The organism is Candidatus Methanomethylophilus sp. 1R26, from assembly GCF_001481295.1.
GTDB lineage: Archaea > Thermoplasmatota > Thermoplasmata > Methanomassiliicoccales > Methanomethylophilaceae > Methanomethylophilus.
Genome location: NZ_LOPS01000028.1, coordinates 1 through 18,092, shown reverse-complemented (window position 1 = coordinate 18,092; position 18,092 = coordinate 1). Strand labels below are relative to the sequence as shown.

At 57.1% G+C, this 18,092-nt stretch carries 21 protein-coding genes and 3 pseudogenes; 17 read left to right on the top strand and 7 right to left on the bottom strand.

The annotated features are described in order from the left end of the window. The first annotated feature begins 199 nt into the window (after positions 1–199). From AUQ37_RS06040 to AUQ37_RS06020, 5 genes and pseudogenes are all read left to right on the top strand, one after another. Positions 200–1,507 carry an ATP-binding protein gene (locus tag AUQ37_RS06040; protein WP_058747830.1) on the top strand — a complete coding sequence of 436 codons (1,308 nt, stop codon included), beginning with the start codon at positions 200–202 and terminating at the stop codon, positions 1,505–1,507. A gap of 103 nt (positions 1,508–1,610) precedes the next feature. Then, positions 1,611–2,234, top strand: coding sequence for a GNAT family N-acetyltransferase (locus tag AUQ37_RS06035; RefSeq protein WP_235584979.1), 624 nt, complete (start codon positions 1,611–1,613; stop codon positions 2,232–2,234). Continuing rightward, positions 2,120–3,835 carry a YgiQ family radical SAM protein gene (locus AUQ37_RS06030; RefSeq protein WP_235584981.1) on the top strand — a complete coding sequence of 572 codons (1,716 nt, stop codon included), beginning with the start codon at positions 2,120–2,122 and terminating at the stop codon, positions 3,833–3,835. Before AUQ37_RS06035 ends, AUQ37_RS06030 begins: the two co-directional genes overlap by 115 nt. A 70-nt stretch (positions 3,836–3,905) precedes the next feature. Next, positions 3,906–4,220: a metalloregulator ArsR/SmtB family transcription factor gene (locus AUQ37_RS06025; protein ID WP_058747828.1), complete on the top strand. Its 315-nt coding sequence runs from the start codon at positions 3,906–3,908 to the stop codon at positions 4,218–4,220. Between the two features lie 36 nt (positions 4,221–4,256). Then, positions 4,257–5,323: pseudogene (locus AUQ37_RS06020) on the top strand (methyltransferase domain-containing protein). 369 nt (positions 5,324–5,692) lie between these two features. Here AUQ37_RS06020 and AUQ37_RS06015 read toward each other — a convergent pair. From AUQ37_RS06015 to AUQ37_RS06000, 5 genes are all read right to left on the bottom strand, one after another. Further along, on the bottom strand, positions 5,693–6,118 hold the full coding sequence (locus AUQ37_RS06015; protein WP_058747827.1) for a hypothetical protein: 426 nt from the start codon (positions 6,116–6,118) through the stop codon (positions 5,693–5,695). Positions 6,119–6,129: 11 nt separating this feature from the next. Continuing rightward, complete coding sequence (locus AUQ37_RS06010) at positions 6,130–6,462, bottom strand: hypothetical protein (RefSeq protein WP_058747826.1); 333 nt, start codon at positions 6,460–6,462, stop codon at positions 6,130–6,132. A 242-nt stretch (positions 6,463–6,704) separates the two neighbouring features. Then, positions 6,705–7,505 (bottom strand): hypothetical protein, encoded by an 801-nt coding sequence (locus AUQ37_RS06005; RefSeq protein WP_157844305.1) that lies wholly within the window; start codon positions 7,503–7,505, stop codon positions 6,705–6,707. A 541-nt stretch (positions 7,506–8,046) separates the two neighbouring features. Beyond that, positions 8,047–8,436: a 4Fe-4S dicluster domain-containing protein gene (locus tag AUQ37_RS11250; protein ID WP_201013808.1), complete on the bottom strand. Its 390-nt coding sequence runs from the start codon at positions 8,434–8,436 to the stop codon at positions 8,047–8,049. Beyond that, complete coding sequence (locus AUQ37_RS06000; RefSeq protein ID WP_201013807.1) at positions 8,421–9,185, bottom strand: aldo/keto reductase; 765 nt, start codon at positions 9,183–9,185, stop codon at positions 8,421–8,423. The genes AUQ37_RS11250 and AUQ37_RS06000 overlap by 16 nt, the downstream gene beginning before the upstream one ends. Positions 9,186–9,364: 179 nt before the next feature. Here AUQ37_RS06000 and AUQ37_RS05995 point away from each other — a divergent pair, with 179 nt between their 5' ends. The 7 genes and pseudogenes from AUQ37_RS05995 (at position 9,365) to AUQ37_RS05970 (ending at position 12,303) form a co-directional block, all read left to right on the top strand. Further along, the gene (locus AUQ37_RS05995; RefSeq protein ID WP_058747824.1) at positions 9,365–9,583 is read left to right on the top strand and encodes a hypothetical protein; all 219 of its coding nucleotides are present in this window, start codon (positions 9,365–9,367) and stop codon (positions 9,581–9,583) included. 273 nt (positions 9,584–9,856) lie between these two features. After that, positions 9,857–10,141 carry a hypothetical protein gene (locus tag AUQ37_RS05990; RefSeq protein WP_058747823.1) on the top strand — a complete coding sequence of 95 codons (285 nt, stop codon included), beginning with the start codon at positions 9,857–9,859 and terminating at the stop codon, positions 10,139–10,141. Continuing rightward, a pseudogene (locus tag AUQ37_RS12455) lies at positions 10,138–10,665 on the top strand (tetratricopeptide repeat protein); the annotation flags it as partial. The gene AUQ37_RS05990 and the pseudogene AUQ37_RS12455, both read left to right, overlap by 4 nt. A gap of 20 nt (positions 10,666–10,685) precedes the next feature. Continuing rightward, positions 10,686–10,844, top strand: a pseudogene (locus AUQ37_RS13670) (hypothetical protein); the annotation flags it as partial. A 27-nt stretch (positions 10,845–10,871) separates the two neighbouring features. Next, positions 10,872–11,057 carry a hypothetical protein gene (locus AUQ37_RS12450; protein ID WP_058747821.1) on the top strand — a complete coding sequence of 62 codons (186 nt, stop codon included), beginning with the start codon at positions 10,872–10,874 and terminating at the stop codon, positions 11,055–11,057. A 24-nt stretch (positions 11,058–11,081) separates the two neighbouring features. Then, the gene (locus tag AUQ37_RS05975; protein ID WP_058747820.1) at positions 11,082–11,711 is read left to right on the top strand and encodes a tetratricopeptide repeat protein; all 630 of its coding nucleotides are present in this window, start codon (positions 11,082–11,084) and stop codon (positions 11,709–11,711) included. An 82-nt stretch (positions 11,712–11,793) separates the two neighbouring features. After that, positions 11,794–12,303 (top strand): hypothetical protein, encoded by a 510-nt coding sequence (locus AUQ37_RS05970; protein ID WP_235584978.1) that lies wholly within the window; start codon positions 11,794–11,796, stop codon positions 12,301–12,303. A 102-nt stretch (positions 12,304–12,405) separates the two neighbouring features. Here the strand turns inward: AUQ37_RS05970 and AUQ37_RS05965 are convergent, their stop codons facing one another. After that, a complete protein-coding gene (locus AUQ37_RS05965) occupies positions 12,406–12,609 on the bottom strand; it encodes a hypothetical protein (protein WP_058747819.1) in 204 nt (67 codons plus the stop codon). A 97-nt stretch (positions 12,610–12,706) separates the two neighbouring features. On the opposite strand from AUQ37_RS05965, the gene AUQ37_RS05960 reads away from it, so the two are divergent. Then, entirely contained in the window at positions 12,707–13,714 is a 1,008-nt protein-coding gene (locus AUQ37_RS05960) for a serine protease (RefSeq protein WP_058747818.1), read from the top strand. A 905-nt stretch (positions 13,715–14,619) separates the two neighbouring features. Here AUQ37_RS05960 and AUQ37_RS05955 read toward each other — a convergent pair. Then, positions 14,620–15,651 carry an NAD(P)/FAD-dependent oxidoreductase gene (locus AUQ37_RS05955; RefSeq protein ID WP_082662442.1) on the bottom strand — a complete coding sequence of 344 codons (1,032 nt, stop codon included), beginning with the start codon at positions 15,649–15,651 and terminating at the stop codon, positions 14,620–14,622. Between the two features lie 454 nt (positions 15,652–16,105). Between AUQ37_RS05955 and AUQ37_RS10250 the strand changes: the two genes are divergently transcribed. The 4 genes from AUQ37_RS10250 to AUQ37_RS09985 form a co-directional block, all read left to right on the top strand. Continuing rightward, on the top strand, positions 16,106–16,447 hold the full coding sequence (locus AUQ37_RS10250; RefSeq protein ID WP_058747816.1) for a hypothetical protein: 342 nt from the start codon (positions 16,106–16,108) through the stop codon (positions 16,445–16,447). An 83-nt stretch (positions 16,448–16,530) separates the two neighbouring features. Further along, on the top strand, positions 16,531–17,550 hold the full coding sequence (locus tag AUQ37_RS05945) for an N-acetyltransferase (RefSeq protein WP_058747815.1): 1,020 nt from the start codon (positions 16,531–16,533) through the stop codon (positions 17,548–17,550). Then, positions 17,551–17,862: a hypothetical protein gene (locus AUQ37_RS12445; RefSeq protein ID WP_058747814.1), complete on the top strand. Its 312-nt coding sequence runs from the start codon at positions 17,551–17,553 to the stop codon at positions 17,860–17,862. Further along, the coding region (locus AUQ37_RS09985; protein WP_320408851.1) for a GNAT family N-acetyltransferase at positions 17,751–18,092 on the top strand (342 nt) is incomplete at its 3' end. The genes AUQ37_RS12445 and AUQ37_RS09985, both read left to right, overlap by 112 nt.

Sequence of the window (18,092 nt, the reverse complement as noted above, 5' to 3'; positions counted from 1 at the left end):
AAAAAAAAAAAATCTTCACTCTCCCAATTCAAATGCTAATCCGAGAGGTTCGTCAAAAACAGTCCGCCGAACGATCCTTTCCTAATGCATATACAGAACCGAATTTCTTCAAATGCAGGAATCGTATTTCTACAAATATCGGATTAAAAAATCTTCAAATGACGTATTATATTAATATCTCTGATTCTATTGCAATCTTATGGGCGAGGAGGCATTCACATACAGGCCGCGCATAGTGGATCCTGTTCTGAAAAGGAAGCTCAGGGGCAAAGGGGCGGTGCTGATAGAAGGTCCCAAATGGTGCGGCAAGACCACCACTGCGGAGCAGGTCTCCGGCAGCATACTCTCGGTGGACGATCCTCGCACCGTCGATGCAAACAGGACCCTGTCCGAGATAGATCCCGAAAAACTCCTCGAGGGAAAACAACCCAGGCTCCTGGACGAATGGCAGGTTGCCCCGAAACTGTGGGATGCTGTCAGGCATCATGTGGACCATCATAAAGGCCAAGGGCAGTTCATCCTCACAGGTTCGTCAGTGCCTGCCGACACATCCGAGATGGTCCACTCCGGGACCGGAAGGTTCGGATGGCTGGTAATGCGCCCGATGACCCTCTTCGAATCAGGCGATTCCACAGGAGAAGTGAGCCTTAGATCCGTATTCGAGACATCCCAGGCATCCGGACGTTCAGATCTGGATCTTGACAAACTCGCGTTCCTCATATGCAGAGGCGGCTGGCCGGAATCGGTCGATATGGATGAAGATACGGCACTGGACCAGGCGTTCGATTACATCGATGCGGTGATCAGATCGGACATGTCGCGTGTAGATAATATCAGAAGGGACCCACAGAAAGTCAGGGGCCTGCTGCGCTCATTTGCCAGAAACCAAGGGAGTCAGGTATCGCTATCATCCATATCGGCTGATATTTCCTCCAGCGAGACAGCAGGTGTTTCCGAGGAAACTGTGTCTGAGTACCTGCAGGCGCTCAGGAAACTGTATGTGGTAGAGGACATGAAAGCATGGAATCCCAACCTGCGCTCGAAGACCGCCGTGAGGACATCAGATACAAGATACTTCATCGACCCGTCCCTGGCGGCGGCCTCGCTCAGGATCGGCCCGAAAGACCTAATCGGCGACATTAGGACCATGGGCTTCTTCTTCGAGGCACTTGCAGTGAGGGACCTCAGGGTCTACGCCGAATCGCTGGACGGCGATGTTTACCATTACCGGGACAATCTGGACAACGAATGCGACGCCGTCATCCATCTGAGGAACGGGAAATACGCCCTTCTGGAAGTGAAACTGGGCGGCGAGACGCTGATAAACGAAGGCGCGGAGACGCTGAAAAAGGTCCTCAGGAGGATAGATACCGATAAAATGGGGGAGCCTTCGTTCATGGCGGTCATCACCGGCACGGAACGTTACGCCTACCGGCGCGATGACGGCATACTTGTAATTCCCTTAGGGGCCCTGAAGAACCGACGGCACCGGACAGTAGAGGCCTGAAAGAGAAAAGAGGATCCCCCAGACGCACATCGTCGCATCGATCGTCTGGAATATCCGGCCCCGACCTGCTGATTACAAGTACTGCATCGGCATAGCAGAGCCCATGGCCGAGATCGAGATCATCGGGAAGGACAGGGCAGAGGAGCTGCATGAGTTCGCCCATCCCATCTGGACAGAAGTGTTCGGACCGATGATCGCCGGCGGCGAGGCCGAGACCGAGCGCATTTTCGAGTCCTGGCAGTCGGCGGACAGCATCCGCCGGGCCATGGACGACGGCTTCGTCTACGGCTACCTCATCGACGGGGGCAGGAAGGCTGGGTACCTCGCGGCCCGCGTCGAGGGGGAGAAGCTCTTCATCAGCAAATGCTACCTCGTGAAGGACGAGCGCGGGAAGGGCCTGGGCTCCGAGATGATCGGGAAGATGCTGGAATACGGGAAGGAGCACGGCTGCACCTCCGCCTACCTGCACGTGAACACCAGGAACCTCCGGGCGATAGACGCCTACGAGAGGAACGAGTTCCGGAAGCAGTACCGCGAGATCTCCTACCTGGGCGACGGGTTCTCGACCGACGATTACATCATGTCCAGGGAGATCCGATGTTCATACCGACCGTGCCCGAGGAGGTCAGGGCGCGGGGATGGGATTCCCTCGATGTCATCATCGTCTCCGGCGACACCTACATCGATTCGCCGTACAACGGAGCGGCCATCATCGGCCACTGGCTGATAGACAACGGGTTCAGGATCGGGATCATCTGCCAGCCGTCGGTCTCAGACGGGGAGGACATAACCCGCCTGGGGATGCCCGAGCTGTTCTGGTCCGTGACCTCGGGCTGCGTCGACTCCATGGTGGCCAACTACAGCCCGTCCGGGAAGTTCCGGAAGGAGGACGACTTCACCCCCGGCGGCGCCAACGACAGGCGCCCCGACCGTGCCTGCATCGCGTACTCCAACCTGATCCGCCGGTACGCCAAGGGGAAGCCGATAGTCCTGGGCGGCATCGAGGCCAGCCTTAGGAGGACGGTCCACTACGATTTCTGGTCGGATTCCCTGCGCCGGAGCATCCTCTTCGACGCCAAGGCTGACGCGATCACCTACGGGATGGCGGAGCTGTCGAACCTGGAGCTCGCGGAATGCATGAGGGACGGGCGGGACTGGAGCAATGCGAAGGGCATATGCAGGATCGGCAGGGAGGCCCCCGACGGGTACATCGAGATGCCGTCCTACGAGGAATGCGCCGCCGACAGGGCGAGGTTCGCGGACGCCTTCCGCATCTTCTACCATAACTGCGACCCTGTCACCGCCGCAGGCCTCGTTCAGAGGCACGGCGACCGCTTCCTGGTCCAGAACCCTCCGCAGCGCTGCCTCACGCCGGAGGAGCTCGACAGGGTCTACATGCTGGACTACGAGTACGCCGTACATCCGCTCTATGCCAAAAACGGCAAGGTCAGGGCGATGGACACCATCAAGAACTCCATCACCACCCACCGCGGATGCTACGGGGAATGCTCGTTCTGCGCCATAGCCGCACATCAGGGCCGGAGGGTGGTCTCCCGCACCGCCGATTCCGTCGTCGCGGAGGCGGAGAGGATAGCATCGATGCCGGGGTTCAACGGCATCATCTACGATGTCGGCGGGCCTACGGCCAACATGTACGGCATCGAATGCCCCCGGAAAGCCTCGAAAGGCGCCTGCCCTGACAGGAAGTGCCTCTACCCCAGGCCCTGCCCCTCGCTGAGCATAGACCATTCCGCTCAGATAGAACTCCTGGACCGCATCAAGGCCGTGCCCGGGGTGAAGAAGGTGTTCGTCACCTCCGGCATACGCTTCGACATGGCCGTCGCCGACGAGGATCACGGGCAGGAATACGTGGACTGCATCGTGAAGGACCATGTCTCCGGGCAGCTGAAGATCGCCCCGGAGCACATCTCGGCCGAGGTGCTGTCGCGCATGGGGAAGCCCGGGCCGAACGTCCTGCTGGACTTCAAGGACATGTTCGATGCTTCCAACCGCCGCCAGGGGAAGGACCAGTTCCTGACCTACTACTTCATGGCCGCCCATCCGGGCTGCGGGCAGAGGGACATGGAGGAGCTGGCGGATTTCGTGCACCGGGAACTGAGGACCAACCCGGAGCAGGTGCAGGTCTTCACCCCTACGCCGTCCACGGTCTCCACCCTCATGTACTGCACCGGGAAGGACATGGACGGGCGCAGGGTATGGTCGGAGCACGTCCCGGGCCTGAAGCAGAAGCAGAAGCAGACCGTCGTGCCTCCTTCGGAGAGGCACGGGGACGCGAAGAACGGCAGGAACAGGCCGGGCAGGCGCTGACTTCGCCCCTGAGAAAATCCTCTGCTTTTGCAAAGGTATCTGTACGGAAGAACCCGTCGGGGACTGCGATATGGACCCTGAAGTGTTCAAGGCGCTCTCCGACGGGAACCGCCTGAAGATACTCGAGATGCTGACGGGCGGGGAGACCTGCGCCTGCAGGATCTTGGAGACCCTCAGCATAACTCAGCCCACGCTGTCCCATCACATGAAGGTCCTCCAGGAATGCGGACTGGTCACCGTCAGGAGGTCCGGCAGGTGGTCGTACTACACCCTAAGCCAGGAGAAACTGGCCGAGATCATCGATTATTTCGTTTCCCTGCGCGGCGATGGGCATTCCGTGACATGCGGAGAGGGGGAATGCTGCAGGTCCTCCGAAAAAGATTGATAACCATCTATATAGTTGGTCATCTATGTGTAGTGCATGGAGAACAGCAGCCGCCCGAGCGGAGAAACGGTCAAGAAAGGCGTCCGCGAATATTACGGAAAGGAACTGAAAAGAAGCAGCGACCTGAAGACCGGAGCATGCAAGTGCTCCGGGAACATGAGCGATGAGGTCAAGGAAGCATTGGCCCTCGTGGATGATGAGATCATCGAAAGGTCCTACGGATGCGGGTCGCCCATACCTCCGCTTCTGGAGGGAAAGACAGTTCTGGACCTCGGATGCGGCACCGGAAAGGACGTCTACATCGCGTCCAAGCTCGTGGGCGGATCCGGCAGCGTCATCGGGGTGGACATGACCCCGGAGCAGCTCGAAGTGGCGAAGAGGCACGAGGCCAGATGGCGAGGTTCGGCTACAGGAAGTCCAACGTCAGATTCCTGCAGGGCTACATCGAGGACCTCAAATCCCTCGGCATCGGCGACGGCACGGTGGATGTCGTCATCTCGAACTGCGTGATCAACCTGTCCCCTGACAAGGAGAAGGTATTCTCCGAGATCTACAGGGTGCTGAAGAAGGGCGGGGAGCTGTACTTCTCCGATGTCTTCGCCGACAGGCGCGTCCCCGATTCCGTGTACGCTGACCCGGTGGTCCGCAGCGAATGCCTCGGAGGCGCCATGTACGACGGTGATTTCCGCAGGCTCATGGCCAAGGTGGGCTTCGCAGACTTCAGGTACACCGCTTCTTCGCCGGTGACCGTGGACGACCCCGCGATTAAGGCAGCGATCGGAGACGCCGCGTTCACTTCCAGGACCGTCAGGGCGTTCAAGGTGGACGGCCTGGAGGACGCCTGCGAGGACTACGGGCAGATGGCCGCCTATATGGGGAACATCCCAGGATATCCCGACTTATTCGACCTCGACGACCACCACCGCTTCCGCAGGGGGATATGGAAGAAGGTCTGCGGCAACACCGCCGCCATGATCTCCGGCTCAAGGTACAGCTCGGCCTTCGCCGTTAAAGGCGACAGGAGCGTCCATTACGGGAGTTTCGACTGCAGCAGCGATGACGTGCCGGATCCCTGCGGGTCCGGATGCTGTTGCTGCAGGTGAAGCTCCGCCTTTCTGTCTCCCTTCCTCCATCAGAACCGTAAGTGAGAACGAGCTCAGATCTCAGCAAATGGATCCAGCCGTCCTGTTCCGGTATTCCGGATGGAGGAAACGGACCATGAAAATGAAGAAAAGGGCCGGAACTGATCAGGATGCGGCCTTTTATGGCCGCATCGCTGGTGCATCCAGCGGTCCCCAGTCGATCTCATGCTCAGGTCCTTGGGGCGTTTTCCACATCCTTCCCTGCCCGCGATCATGCGCTCCGCCGCGCAGAAGTCCGCCTGCTCCTTGATGAAGCAGGCCGTCGTGCCCAGGGACAGCGGACCTTTTGCCCGCAGAGGCAGAATGAAGAGGCGTTAATTTCGGATACGGTCATTTCCCCTGTCTCTTCTTCTTTTTCCTGGCTTCCCTCTCCAGCCTGCCGGGCTTGACCACTGAGTCAGCGTACACCGGCGTGAAGCCGCGGAATATGTCGGTCGTCTTCAGCTTCTCCTCGACCTGGGCGCAGATCTCCGGATAGCTGCGCTCCGATTCCCCCGGTTCGAAGCCGAACTTCTCATCTATCTCGCTGAATGTCTCCGGCCTCTCATCATGGGTGTATATGCGCGCTTCAGCGAAACTGAGGCCTCCCCTCTCCTGAAGCAGCCAGACACGGGCGGCATAGCGGATGAAGCGGAACTCCCTGACCGACGTGATGCCGTTCCGGCCTATGCGGTGGTCATTGAAGAAGTTCTCATCGTAGAGATCTCCGCGCCGCGGTCCGGATCCTCCCTGCCTGCCGTCTTTGGAACGATTCATGATGACCGCGTTCAGAATAGGGAGGGGGGAACGCCGTGCTCGTCTTCAAGTTCAATATCGACGAGGGGCGCCCTATACGGCCCGAATACACCGTAACGTTTTCTCGGAAGCCTGTAGATGAGCCTTTGACGCTGCCTGTTGTATTGTTCCAGGGTCATGTCGTATTTTCTTTCGATTTCATCGTCGCTCTCCCTTCTGTCCCACGAGAGGAACATGCAGGCCTCTTTGAACGTGAAGCCGAATCTGTCCTGAAGGATGTACAGATCGGCAGCGTATATGTTCTGCATGCACATCGTCAGTTCCAGTGTCGCTCCCGGACGGTCCATCGAGCATTTCAGCACCATTTCTCAGCCTCGGTTCATTTCATTATTATATTCTCTCAGTAGGTAGGTCCCAGTTGCATTCGATTCAAGACTGTCATGATGATTTATAGCATCGGGGCCGCAGGAAACACCTGTAGTTTGCTGCACTTCTGCATTTCAGCGGAGATCAATCGCGCATTCAATCATCATCGCGGTCATACTTCCCCAGGTTTCTTAATTTCAATATTCTGCCGAAAATGCTTTTCGCACTCTCTCCGCCTGTTTCAATTTTTGATATTTTCGTGTTTTCGAAATTTTTCTTCAACGGCTCTGAATGCTTTCATGCCAACAACTGGCTCACCGTATTTCGCATGAGCGCTTGTTCTTAACATTTTCCTGTCCTTGCGATACGTCTCCCTGCCGAAATCTTCAGTAGAATCAACATCGAACTCCGACAGTATTTTATCTCTTTTTTCCGGATGAGCAGCAATCCTCTTTTTCGTCTGAGTTTCCAAATGGTCGTAATACGTGTATGGATAATCCTTCTGCCCTTTACGGCAGCGCATGGCTGTTTCTGCTACCGTTGCAGCCTCTTCAGCCAACATTACCTTATTCATGTCTAAAGAAGAATCTTCATGGTCGTGGAATATACCTTTTTCGTCCGTAGGATATGCTGTCTTCGAATATCCTCTGCGACGCCAGTCCACTACCCTTGAATGGTGAACAAATTCATGAATGATGGTGTACTCGCTGGCATTCTTCCTTAGCTCTATTTCGGCCTTGAACAGCTCATTTTTATCATCGAGGGATTTCCGGCCATAATCGCCTTTTTTCTCTCCCTGACCTTTGAATGTTTTGGGCCTGATCGAAGGTTTTCCTTTATCATCAAAGGTCATGATTTCGAAAGCCGAGAAATTGTCGGTGACCACGTCTGTGACCCTTTTCCTCATTTTCCTGTCGCAGCGGAATTGCACCGTTCTTTCCAGCACCTGCTCTCTCGCTTTCTTATCGACGGCGTCCGCGGTATCTTTCATCGCTCCCGGTATCAAAGACAAGTACGGATGGGCCTGTCTGAATCTTTTCATCTTGTCAGGAGAAGCGAAACGGCCGTCGGATGTGCGCGGCTGATACCTGCAATGCTCAGCACTCGATTTTTTACACTCATACTCGGATGGGCCCGGTTCTTTTTCGAAGAGGCATTCGGTCTGACGCTTTTCCGACCATTCCTGAGATGAGTGTTTCCCATGCGGATAAAATCGCATTGCCGGGGATATAATGATATGTGAGAGAAAAGGGATGAAACGGGTTTGTGGGGCTCGGATGTGAGTTCGGGTCCCGAAGGAGATGATTCTCCGACGGGGAATCACTCTTTCTTTGCATCCTTGGCGTCGGTCTTAGGGGCCTTCGTCTTCTTGCCGCACTTGAACGACATGAATGATGCATTCCTCGCCCGAGTATTTACGTACTCGATTCATACCATGAACGGAGCGGGTCGGAAAATCCGCGCTCTCTGTAAATACCAGATACCTCGGAAAATCAGGATTTTAATGCAAAACAGGCAGAAACTGATCGTTTTTCCGGAAAATAAGTGGTTTTCGGGGCCCCGTGCAGGGACCCCGAGGGAGTTCAGTGGAACATTCCCTTGGCATGCCTGGCGGTGAAGTCCTTCATGATCTCAGAGATCTTGATGCCCTGGGGACAGACCTTCTCGCACCTGTGGCAGGCGATGCACTCGGTGGGCTTGACCGCAAGCGCCTCGTAGCCCATGAAGGCGATGAAACCGCCGTTCGTCAATTTGTCCTCGTTGTAGAGCCTCAGGACCTCGGGGATCATGATGTGCTTGGGGCAGTGGGTGATGCAGTACTTGCAGGCGGTGCAGGGCACGGTGCCCACGGAGGCCATCTCGTCCGCGACATGCTGGAGGGCGGCCAGCTGGGGCTCGGTGAGGGGCTCGTTCTTCTCGAACAGGGCGATCTTGTCCTTCATCTGCTGCATCTCGGTCATGCCGGTGAGCACGGTGACGACCTGGGGGATGGACTGCAGGAATCTGAAGCACCATCGACGGGGGTCTCCCCGGGCTTGGCGGCCTCGAGCTCCTTCATGTATTTGTCATCGATCTTCGCCAGGGAGCCTCCGCGCAGAGGCTCCATGACCCATATGGGAAGATTATGCTCGGTCGCATAGTCGACCTTCTTCTTGCCTTCCTGGAACATCCAGTCGAGGTAGTTGATCTGCAGCTGGACGAACTCCATGTCCTTGCCGTAGGCCTCCACGAACCTCTTCAGGTTGTCGAAATTGGAGTGGCAGGAGAACCCGAGATGCCTGATCTTCCCCTGTTTCCTCATCTCGATCAGGAACGCGACGTCCCCGTACTTGGGGTCGAGGTACTGCTCGATGTTGGTCTCGCAGACGTTGTGGACGAGGTAGTAGTCGAAGTACTCCGCGCCGGTCTTCTCGAGCTGCTTCTGGAAGATCTCCTTGGCGTGCCCCATGTTGGCCACGTCGTATCCGGGGAACTTGTCGGCGAGGAAGTAGCTGTCCCTCGGGTATTTGGAGAGCGCCTTGCCCATGACGGTCTCGGAGTTGCCGCCGTGGTAGCCCCATGCGGTATCGTAGTAGTTTATCCCCTCTTTCATCGCCTCGTCGACGAGCGCGTCGACCTTCTCCTGAATGGGTTTCGAATCGTCGCCGTCCGCGACCGGAAGGCGCATCGCGCCGAATGCGAGCTTGGAGATCCTGTCCCCTTTGAAATCGGAATATATCATTCTCAAACCTCCGTCCGAGGACCTTCTCTTTCTCCGGGCCGTTTTCAATAGGCGTTAATTTTCTTAACGCCGTGAACATGTGTTTGCAGACCTGTCCGGGCCCGGATGGGGATGGGTTCCTGCTGACATTGTGTTATTATTAAGAATTATTATTAAAATGATTTGCAGATGCCGAAGGCATGGTAAGTACGGACGATGAGCGCCTGCTGCAGATGGCCGCCGCCGAAGGGGCGAAAACAGGCACGGAAGTGGTGTCCGCAGAGTTCCGTCCGTTCAAGCAATTCTCTTTCAAATGGTCGCACGGCGGATCGGTCATCGAGGTCTCGGATTACTGCGATTCGGCCCCGGACGCCGCTCTCGCCGATCTTCTGCAATATATACTCGCTTACGCGCGCTGACGGAGAGGGGGGACCGCGAGGGGGCCGGCGACCTCGCCATGGGCCCGGACTATGTTGCATATTTCAATTCAGACCGGTTCCTGCAGGAGAAGCGCCCGCTTTACCTCAGGAGGTCCAGGAACCTGCGCGCAGGGATGTCGGCTGGTACAGGAACATCTTCGATTCCGTCCAGCGCCTGCTGGACTGCGGCCTCCTGCTCCCGGCGGACCTCGACAACACCTATTTCACCTGGACGGCGGCAACGAACTACACGCGCTCGGCTACTGCAACCAGATGTTCCGCGTGGTGGCCATATCCTCGGTCATGGACGACCTGTCCGTCCCGGAGTATGTCATGGACCGCGTGGTCTACCACGAGTGCCTCCATCTCCGCCAGAGGTACCGCCCGTTCAGCCGCCGTCCCCATGATGCCGAGTTCCGCCGGCAGGAGAAGCTCTACCCCATGTACCGCGAATCCGAGCTGTACATGAGGGGTCTCCCCTCCAAGGGCAGGGCGCTCAGGAACGGCCGGGTCCGACGGCATCCCTTTATTATCAATCCGCATGACAGCGGAACATGAAGGTCCCGGCAGAGCACAGGAGCACCGCTGTTTCATACGACACGCCCGACGGCATGATGTCCAAGACCCTCGGCGAGCTCGACGACGAGGCGGGTTCCGGGGATCCCGAGGCCCAGTACCTGCTGGGCTCCGAGTTCCTCTTCGGGGAGAAGATCCCGCAGGACATGGGGAAGGCGTTCGAGCTCCTCGAGGCGTCCGCCGGCCAGGAGTTCCCGGACGCGGAAGCGCTCCTCCTGGTGCAGTACATGAACGGCGTGTACACGGGGATCGATGAGGAAACCGCCGTCAAATATGCGGAAGATTCCGCCAAGGCGGGGATCGCGGAGGGACAGCTGTTCTACGGGACCGCTTTCCTCGACGGCATCTGCGTGAAGCAGGACTACAAAGAGGCCATGCGCTGGTTCCGCGCGGCCGCCTCCCAGGGCCTCCAGGATGCCCGCTGCAGCCTCGGCTACATGTTCATGAACGGCCTCGGGACCCCTGCAGACCCCGCCAAGGCGTTCCGCCTCTACAGGATAGCCGCGGAAGGGGGCAACAAGGACGCATGTTCCATGCCGGGGTCTGCCTCGAGTTCGGGGAAGGGACCGAGGCCGATCTCAAAAAGGCCGCAGCGTGGTACCGCAGGGCCGCCGAGAAGGGAGATGCGGAATCGGCCTACCGGCTGGGGATCATCCTCTCGGAAGGAGGGGACGGCATCGGGAAGGACCCCGCCGGATCGTTCGAATGGACCGTGAAGGCCGCGGCCGGAGGGTTCCCGGATGCCATGGTGCAGGCCGCCACCGACTATCTGACGGGCTACGGCACCGAGCAGAGCAGGGAGGAGGCCGTCAAATGGCTGAACCTCGCGAAGGAAGCCGGAGCGGCCGGCGCCGAGGAGATACTGGCCAGCCTCGGGAAGGGGAACAGTACAAATTAAGTCCTGAACTGCAATCCATCACTCATGGTGAAGCAGGACATGGAGGACGTCTACACCGTCGGCATGGGGTACATGACCGGCCAGGGCCGCCCTCTGGACCAGAAGAAAGGCATAGAATACCTCAGACAGGCCGCCGATGCAGGCTTTCTTCCGGCCGTCCGCGACCTCGGCGTCGCATATCTGAACGGGCAGGGCGTCCCACCGGATGCGGAGAAGGCGTACGGATACCTCAAGAAGGCCTCGGACCAGCTGGACCCGAACGCTATGTACCATCTCGCCCTCATGTACGAGAACGGGGCATACGTGGAGAAGGATATCTACGAGGCCCTCAGGCTCATGGGGTACGCCGCCGGCATGGGCTTCTCGGCCGCGGCCGTCGAGGCCGACAGGATCGAGGACAAGATCGACGCGATGAGGAAGGCGAAGCTCGATTCCCGCCCCATCCTGAACCTCGAGATCTCCGATGCCGATGTCGAGGCTTGCTGCTGCATCAAGATGTACAACGCGGTCATCGCCAAGGAGATCTGGGTGGATGACACCTACAAGGGACCGCAGCTGATGACCGAGGACAAGGACGGCTCCGAGACCATCCTGGACAAGTGCCCGTTCTGCGGAAAACCCGTTTTCCGCGTCCCCCGGAACAAGGAATACTGATATTTCTTCAGGGAAATCAACTTTAAATCATCAGAAATCAATGCACTTCCGGCGGGAACGCATCCCGCCGAAGGTATTGAGAATGGATGGGAATATGGAGATCAGGGACCAGGTCCGGCTGATGAGGTCGGTAATGGGCCGCAAGATTATGGAGATCGACGAGCTGAACGACAAGGCCGCGGAGCTCACCGGCGAGGAGGCCGGCAAATGCCTCGCGCTCGCCGAGTTCCTCAAGAACGACGTCGCCGGCTACAAGACGATCATCGACGACCTCAAGGACGGATCGAACGACCACACCGGGAACATCTACGACATCGCATCCCTCCCGGCAGAGGCGGTAGGCGTCTACAACGACCTCTACCTCCCTGAGCTCAGCCCCGACGACCTCGAGGATGAGAAGGCCGCGATGTCCCTGAAGGTCGAGTACGCGAAGGACCTTGTGCAGAGCCGCCTCGTCAAGATCGGCAAGGCCGCGCTCTCCAACGACCTCGCGCTGAACCTCATGATGTCCTCGGACGACATCCTCGCCGCCATCGGCGCGGTCGTCTCGCAGGACGCCGAGATCATGAGCGCCATCGGCACATCAGAGTAAAACCGAAACCTTGGGGAGCCCTGCTCCCCGTTTTTAATACAAAAACAGAAAAATCTGAAAGGGTTTGGAAGACTTCCGGGCCCGGTGACCGTATCGCAGGTTTCAGGCGGTCCCGTACACGCTCAGCGCGATGAACGCGATGAAAGCTGCGATGACGATGCACCCGATCTTGTTATATCCGGACACGTCGACGGGCGCGCTCTCCTCAGGGTGCGCCCGGCAGTAGAAGAAGCTGTACGAGATACCGACGAACATGACCGCGATCGCCAGGCAGATGATCGCCTCGGCGATTGCTTCTATGATCATGATCGCACTTCCGGCGTCGTATCTTCTTCTTTCTATGTTATGATGAGGCGTTTCCGTTTGGTGAAACGTCATATAGGCACATCTTCATCCTGTGCACATGTTCGCGAAGGCATGCCAGAAGGCATACAGGTTCACGAGGCCGCTCATCGTCAACACCCGTTCCGTGGACGGGACCGTGAGCTCCTCTCTCGGAACGTTCTTCGTGGTCAATCCGGAGGGGTGGGTGCTGACCGCCGGCCACCTCTTCGATTCCTACATGCAGTTCCGCCAGGACCAGACCAAGATCAAGGGCGTGGAGGAGATCAACGCCAAGGCGCCTGCGGGCACCGAAAAGGTCAAGCTGGACCCGAAATGGCTCACTAACCACTCCTTCTGGTGGGGATGGGACGGCGTCAGGCTCGCAGACGTCTATGTGAACAGGGAGATCGACGTCTGCCTGGGCAGGCTGGAAGGGTTCAAGCCCGACATGGTGTCCGAGTATCCGGTCTTCCGCGATCCGGAAACGATGCTCCCCGGCACCAGCATCTGCAGGACCGGGTTCCCGTTCACCAACGTGGCCGCCGATTTCGACGAGAAATGCAACGCGTTCAGGATCAGGCCCGGGGTGCTCCCCATCGCCTTCTTCCCCAACGACGGGATCCACACCCGGAACATCATAACCTCGCAGAGCTCCAAGGACGGAGGGTATCAGGTCATGTACGTCGAGACCTCGACCCCCGGGCTCAAGGGACAGTCCGGAGGACCGATATTCGATACCGAGGGCAGGATCTACGCGATGCAGGTCCGCACCAACCACATGCCCCTCGGATTCCACCCTGTCAGCAATTTCAACGGGAAGGAAGTGGTCGAGAATCAGTTCATGACGTCGGCATCGGAGTCCACGGGAAGGTCCTGCAAGACATCATGCGCGATAAGCACGTCAGCTTCCGGACTGAGTGCACCACGAAGGACGGATCGAACTATACCATCAACGAATGATAATAATAAAGTCATTTGCTTTACTAGATTGATTTATTTTAATGGTATTCGAAGAACTGGAAAAATGCTTTCAGGAGGCGGTGCGGACCGGCATCGCGCTGCCTCCGGAGCATGCCCTTTCTGCTGAAGCGCAGCATCCGCAGGATCGCGCGCACGAGCCATTTGCATCTCAGTTTCGTGTTACAAACCTATCGTCTGAATAGGTTCGATATTATTTGTTTGAATAAAGTAAAATGTTTTACTAATTAGTTAACTCAATTTTTATTGAGCATGAAGGGCAAAATCTTCGTTTTTTCATTGATTTTCAAAAATGCAGATTTATGTCATTTTTCATGATGAAACCAAGTGCAAAATCCATCGTCCGTAATTTTATTGTAAGTTTAGATATCTGCTTTACTTATATCGTATATCGAAGAAACATAGGAAAAACAGCGTGCAAATGACAAAAATAGGCGTTTTTGCTCAGAATCGGGAGGAAAATGCATTCTTTTCCAAAAGTTGCATGTTTCTCTGACAACAACGGTACCCCGAATATCGATATGATTTCGCATTGAAAACAGGCATTTTTCGTGTTATATTTTTTCGAGGATTTTTCCCGATGATTTTCAGATAGATCCCTTCCGCTGTACAGCAAAAACACCAAAATGAGGCGCATTCTTTTTGAAAACAAACGTTTGCGTGACGTGCAACAAATTGTAAACCATATTGCTTAACTTGCAATATTATTTTGCATTATGAATAAGGGCCGCAGAATCAAGGGAAGAACAGAAGAATACAGGGCAAATTTCTTCTTGCCGTTGATAAAACATCCTGCTGGACACTGTGCACCGGAGAGTCAACGAAAAACAAGGCCGGAGAGATTTTTTCATTCGAAAACGGCATCAGAATCGATTGAAATCTGAATAACGTACGCGGACAAGGGCAAAAGCCTTTTCTTCGATTCTAGGGCCGTTTCTGAAGGACATTTTTCGCTCTCAGCCCGGAACCGTCTTACATTACGAAGAATCGTTCAGGCGGGTTTCGAAGAGACGCTCACCATCCGAAGCGCAGCGCCTGCAGGCATCCTATGTAGTACCTGAAGTACTTCGGATTATGGATCACCGAGTCGAGGCCGTTGAGGTACAGGCTCCGATGGTTCATCCTGCTCGAGAACTCGGAGTAATCGTAATCCGTCATGGAAACGACCAGGTCATGCAGGTCCCCGAATCCCATGCTTGACTTCACGCTGTTGCTCCACCAGTTCTGGTATTGATTGAGGTCTCCCTTGTCGATGGCCGAGGCAGCCTCGAACGCCGATTCGAACGCTGTGCGGAGGCCTCCGTAGGAAACAGGATTGGCAAGCCCTCCTGCATCGCCGATGAGTATCGCCCTTCCGTTGATGAGCTCATCCACTGCGCCTGTAGGGGTGCAGCGGCATAACGGACTGCCGGCGACCTCCGATTTGAGATCGGCCGATGTGCCGACGGTCCTGCCGCTGCCGCAGGGGAACGACCATGAGTAGAGGCCGCGGTACTTCTCCCCGATCTTGAAGATCAGGTTTCCGTCCGGCGGAGAATCGATGTAAGACTCCGCCACCTTGATGATGCTCCCCGGCTCTGTCCCGAAGATCTTCTTCCTGACAACAGAGAAGGCGCCGTCGGCACCTATCAGATAATCCGCATGGAACTCCCTGCCGTCGGAAAGCACGGCGGTGCATCCGTTCTCGTCCTGGGATACCTCAGTCACGCTGCCCGTGACGATCTCGCCGCCCGAATCGGATACTTCCTCTCTCAGCCTCGCGATCAGCACGGGCCTGTCGATGATGTATCCGCGCACCCTGATGTCTGTGGTGATGCCTCCGGGCCATCTCAGGCGCAGCAGCCCGATGCGGTTCTGGATCTCATTATCCTTAAGTCTAAGGTGCCTGACGCCCTTGCGGCTGACGGCGGAACCGCAGATACGGTGATAGGTATTGAAATTCGACGTCATCCGCTCAATGAGCGTCACGTCGATACCCCTCATCCGGAGAAAGCGGGCACAGGAGGCTCCTGCCGGACCCGAACCGATCACGATGGCATCAGTCATACCGGTATAAACATGGTGAGTGTATTTTTATTTTGACCGTAACTTATGCGGTATTGATATTAGTAAAGCAGATATCTTAAATATCATTATTATTAATCATATAGTTCAGTAAGAAGCGTTCATAAGAGCTGCGCAAGATCGTTCGATTACGTTTAGGCATCCTTAATTATAAATATAAATTAAGGTATCCCTTAAGATGAAGATAGGAAGTTGCCCGGACAAGCAGATGCCTGTGCAGGGGCTAAGCGTGTGACTACGGGACCTGACTGCTTCCTGTCTTCCTGAGCCGCGGGTTCGCGATTCGCCTGCGGTTCGATCCCCGGGCGCTGACAGACCGTCCGGGGAGCTTACCTCCGTCCGTCCCCGCCCGATTCCAATCTCGGGCGGGGGCAATCTTTCTATACGTTCCCTTCAGGATCGGATTCATTTTTCATGCATTATCGCAGACCGGCCTGTGTTCTCGATCGCCTTCGGCGATAACAAGAATTTCGCCGGCACGGTGAGCGTCACTCTGCCGTATGCGCTGAGAGATGGAGAGGATGCCGGCAGGATCTATGTCGCTTTCGTGAACCCCGAAACGAACAAGCTGGAGAGCATGAGCGGAACGTGGAGCGACGGGTACGTCACCTTCGCCACCGACCACTTCTCCGACTACGCCGTCATGCATTCCGAACCGTCGGATGACAGCGGGAGCAGCACCCTGCTCTTCGTCGGGATAGGCATCGCTGCAGCGATCGCAGTGCTGTTCATAGCGCTGTACTTCCTGCACATCGGCCCGTTCGCCAGGAAGGACTGAAACATCTTGGGGGCCCCAGCCCCTTTTCCCGTCCCGGACCCGGGACGGGATACATTTAATTCCGAGGCCAGCATGGGCCATTGATGTTCTTCTCCAGAGTCTCGCTGTCCGAGGATTACGGCAATATAAGGGAGCTCTACCTCTCGGCCTTCCCCGAACAGGAAAGGATCCCATTCGGAGTCCTCGCCGCCACCGTCGGCAGGGGCGGGAATCTCATCACTTACCTTTCGGACGGCGCGTTCAAAGGTTTCTCGTTCACGTACACGGACGGGCCAAGATCCTTCCTGGTCTACCTGGCGTTCAATCCCGGGGACCGCGGGAAGGGCTACGGGTCCGAGGCCCTCGCGGACATCAGGAAGAGGTTCGGGAAGGATACGTTCACCGTCATGGAGAAGCCGGAATCCGGATTCACGTCCGCCGCCCTCTGCGAGGGGAGGAGGAGGTTCTACGAGAGGAACGGCTGCACGGTGCCGGGGATGACACTGAAGTCGGACGGATACCTGTTCGATGCCGTATGGCTGGGCGCCCCGGTGGCCCAGGCGGACATGGAGAGCACCGTTTCCGATTATGAGGCCGCACAGAAGAACGCCGGCGGCACCGGCGTGACGCTGTCGGCGGTCTCCCCTGGCACCTCCGCCGCCGATGCCGCGGAGAAGATGTACTCCGCATCGTACGGCGGGATGAGGAAGATCCCCTTCGAGGCGTTCCTTTCGAACGGGACCGTCATGCTCATAGAGGTATCGGGAGAGCCTGCAGGCTACTGCGCCTCGGTATCGGCCGACGGGTTCCTCCTCGTCCCCTACATGGCCGTGGAAGAGCGTTTCCGCGGCCGCGGGGTCTTCTCAGAGTCCCTGAGGCTCCTGCGCTCGGAGCACCCGGATGAGACCGTGATCCTCCTTCCCGAGGCCCCGGGGGTCGATGAGAGGCTCCAGAGCACGAGGTACAGGCTCCTGAAGCGCCTGTCGGCGCTCGGGTTCGAGGACAGGATGGAGAGGTACAGCCTCCTCGGCAGGGATTATCAGATAGTGTCCGATAAGGAAGCGGGGAAGGATGATGCGGAAAGGTGCCTCCGCCGCCTGAGACGCCGCAGGAAGGCGATCTGAATGATCTGGATCGTCCCGGCAGGCGCCGATTCGCCTTACAGGGAGAGGATCGAGGCCCTCAATGCCGAAGCGTTCCCTGAACCTGAGAGGACATCCTACGACGACATGCTCCTGGCCGAGAAGGCAGGCTGCGGAGGGCTCTTCGCCGCCCTGGAAGACGGGGAGTTCATCGGCTTCACCTACTGCTCTGGCAGGAAGGAATCCTTTACATCTACTATCTGGCCGTCGAGCCTGCCCTCAGGGGCAGAGGGTGCGGGTCCCGCATCATCGGTACCCTGGCGGAGATGTATCCGGGGCGCATCATGGCCCTGAGCGCGGAGACTCCCCCGGACCGTTCCGACACGGAGGACATCCGCTCGAGGAGGATCAGGTTCTATGAGCGCAACGGTTTCGTCGACGACCGCAGGCCCGTCCCGTGGCGCGGCATACCCTTCGATATGATGTATCGCGGAGGGCTCATTCCAGATGACAGAATGAAAAAATTCTTTGACGAAACCGAGAAGGCGCGGAAGGCCGCCCGCGGCGGCCTCGGCGGCGCTTCC

What these genes read in the sequence shown, in the direction of transcription:
- AUQ37_RS06040 (WP_058747830.1), top strand. Translation starts at nt 200, where the DNA reads ATGGGCGAGGAGGCATTCACATACAGGCCGCGCATAGTGGATCCTGTT.
- AUQ37_RS06035 (WP_235584979.1), top strand. Translation starts at nt 1,611, where the DNA reads ATGGCCGAGATCGAGATCATCGGGAAGGACAGGGCAGAGGAGCTGCAT.
- AUQ37_RS06025 (WP_058747828.1), top strand. Translation starts at nt 3,906, where the DNA reads ATGGACCCTGAAGTGTTCAAGGCGCTCTCCGACGGGAACCGCCTGAAG.
- AUQ37_RS06015 (WP_058747827.1), bottom strand. Translation starts at nt 6,118, where the DNA reads ATGAATCGTTCCAAAGACGGCAGGCAGGGAGGATCCGGACCGCGGCGC.
- AUQ37_RS06010 (WP_058747826.1), bottom strand. Translation starts at nt 6,462, where the DNA reads ATGGTGCTGAAATGCTCGATGGACCGTCCGGGAGCGACACTGGAACTG.
- AUQ37_RS06005 (WP_157844305.1), bottom strand. Translation starts at nt 7,505, where the DNA reads ATGAAAAGATTCAGACAGGCCCATCCGTACTTGTCTTTGATACCGGGA.
- AUQ37_RS06000 (WP_201013807.1), bottom strand. Translation starts at nt 9,185, where the DNA reads ATGATATATTCCGATTTCAAAGGGGACAGGATCTCCAAGCTCGCATTC.
- AUQ37_RS05995 (WP_058747824.1), top strand. Translation starts at nt 9,365, where the DNA reads ATGGTAAGTACGGACGATGAGCGCCTGCTGCAGATGGCCGCCGCCGAA.
- AUQ37_RS05990 (WP_058747823.1), top strand. Translation starts at nt 9,857, where the DNA reads ATGTTCCGCGTGGTGGCCATATCCTCGGTCATGGACGACCTGTCCGTC.
- AUQ37_RS05975 (WP_058747820.1), top strand. Translation starts at nt 11,082, where the DNA reads ATGGTGAAGCAGGACATGGAGGACGTCTACACCGTCGGCATGGGGTAC.
- AUQ37_RS05970 (WP_235584978.1), top strand. Translation starts at nt 11,794, where the DNA reads ATGGATGGGAATATGGAGATCAGGGACCAGGTCCGGCTGATGAGGTCG.
- AUQ37_RS05965 (WP_058747819.1), bottom strand. Translation starts at nt 12,609, where the DNA reads ATGATCATAGAAGCAATCGCCGAGGCGATCATCTGCCTGGCGATCGCG.
- AUQ37_RS05960 (WP_058747818.1), top strand. Translation starts at nt 12,707, where the DNA reads ATGTTCGCGAAGGCATGCCAGAAGGCATACAGGTTCACGAGGCCGCTC.
- AUQ37_RS05955 (WP_082662442.1), bottom strand. Translation starts at nt 15,651, where the DNA reads ATGACTGATGCCATCGTGATCGGTTCGGGTCCGGCAGGAGCCTCCTGT.
- AUQ37_RS05945 (WP_058747815.1), top strand. Translation starts at nt 16,531, where the DNA reads ATGTTCTTCTCCAGAGTCTCGCTGTCCGAGGATTACGGCAATATAAGG.
- AUQ37_RS12445 (WP_058747814.1), top strand. Translation starts at nt 17,551, where the DNA reads ATGATCTGGATCGTCCCGGCAGGCGCCGATTCGCCTTACAGGGAGAGG.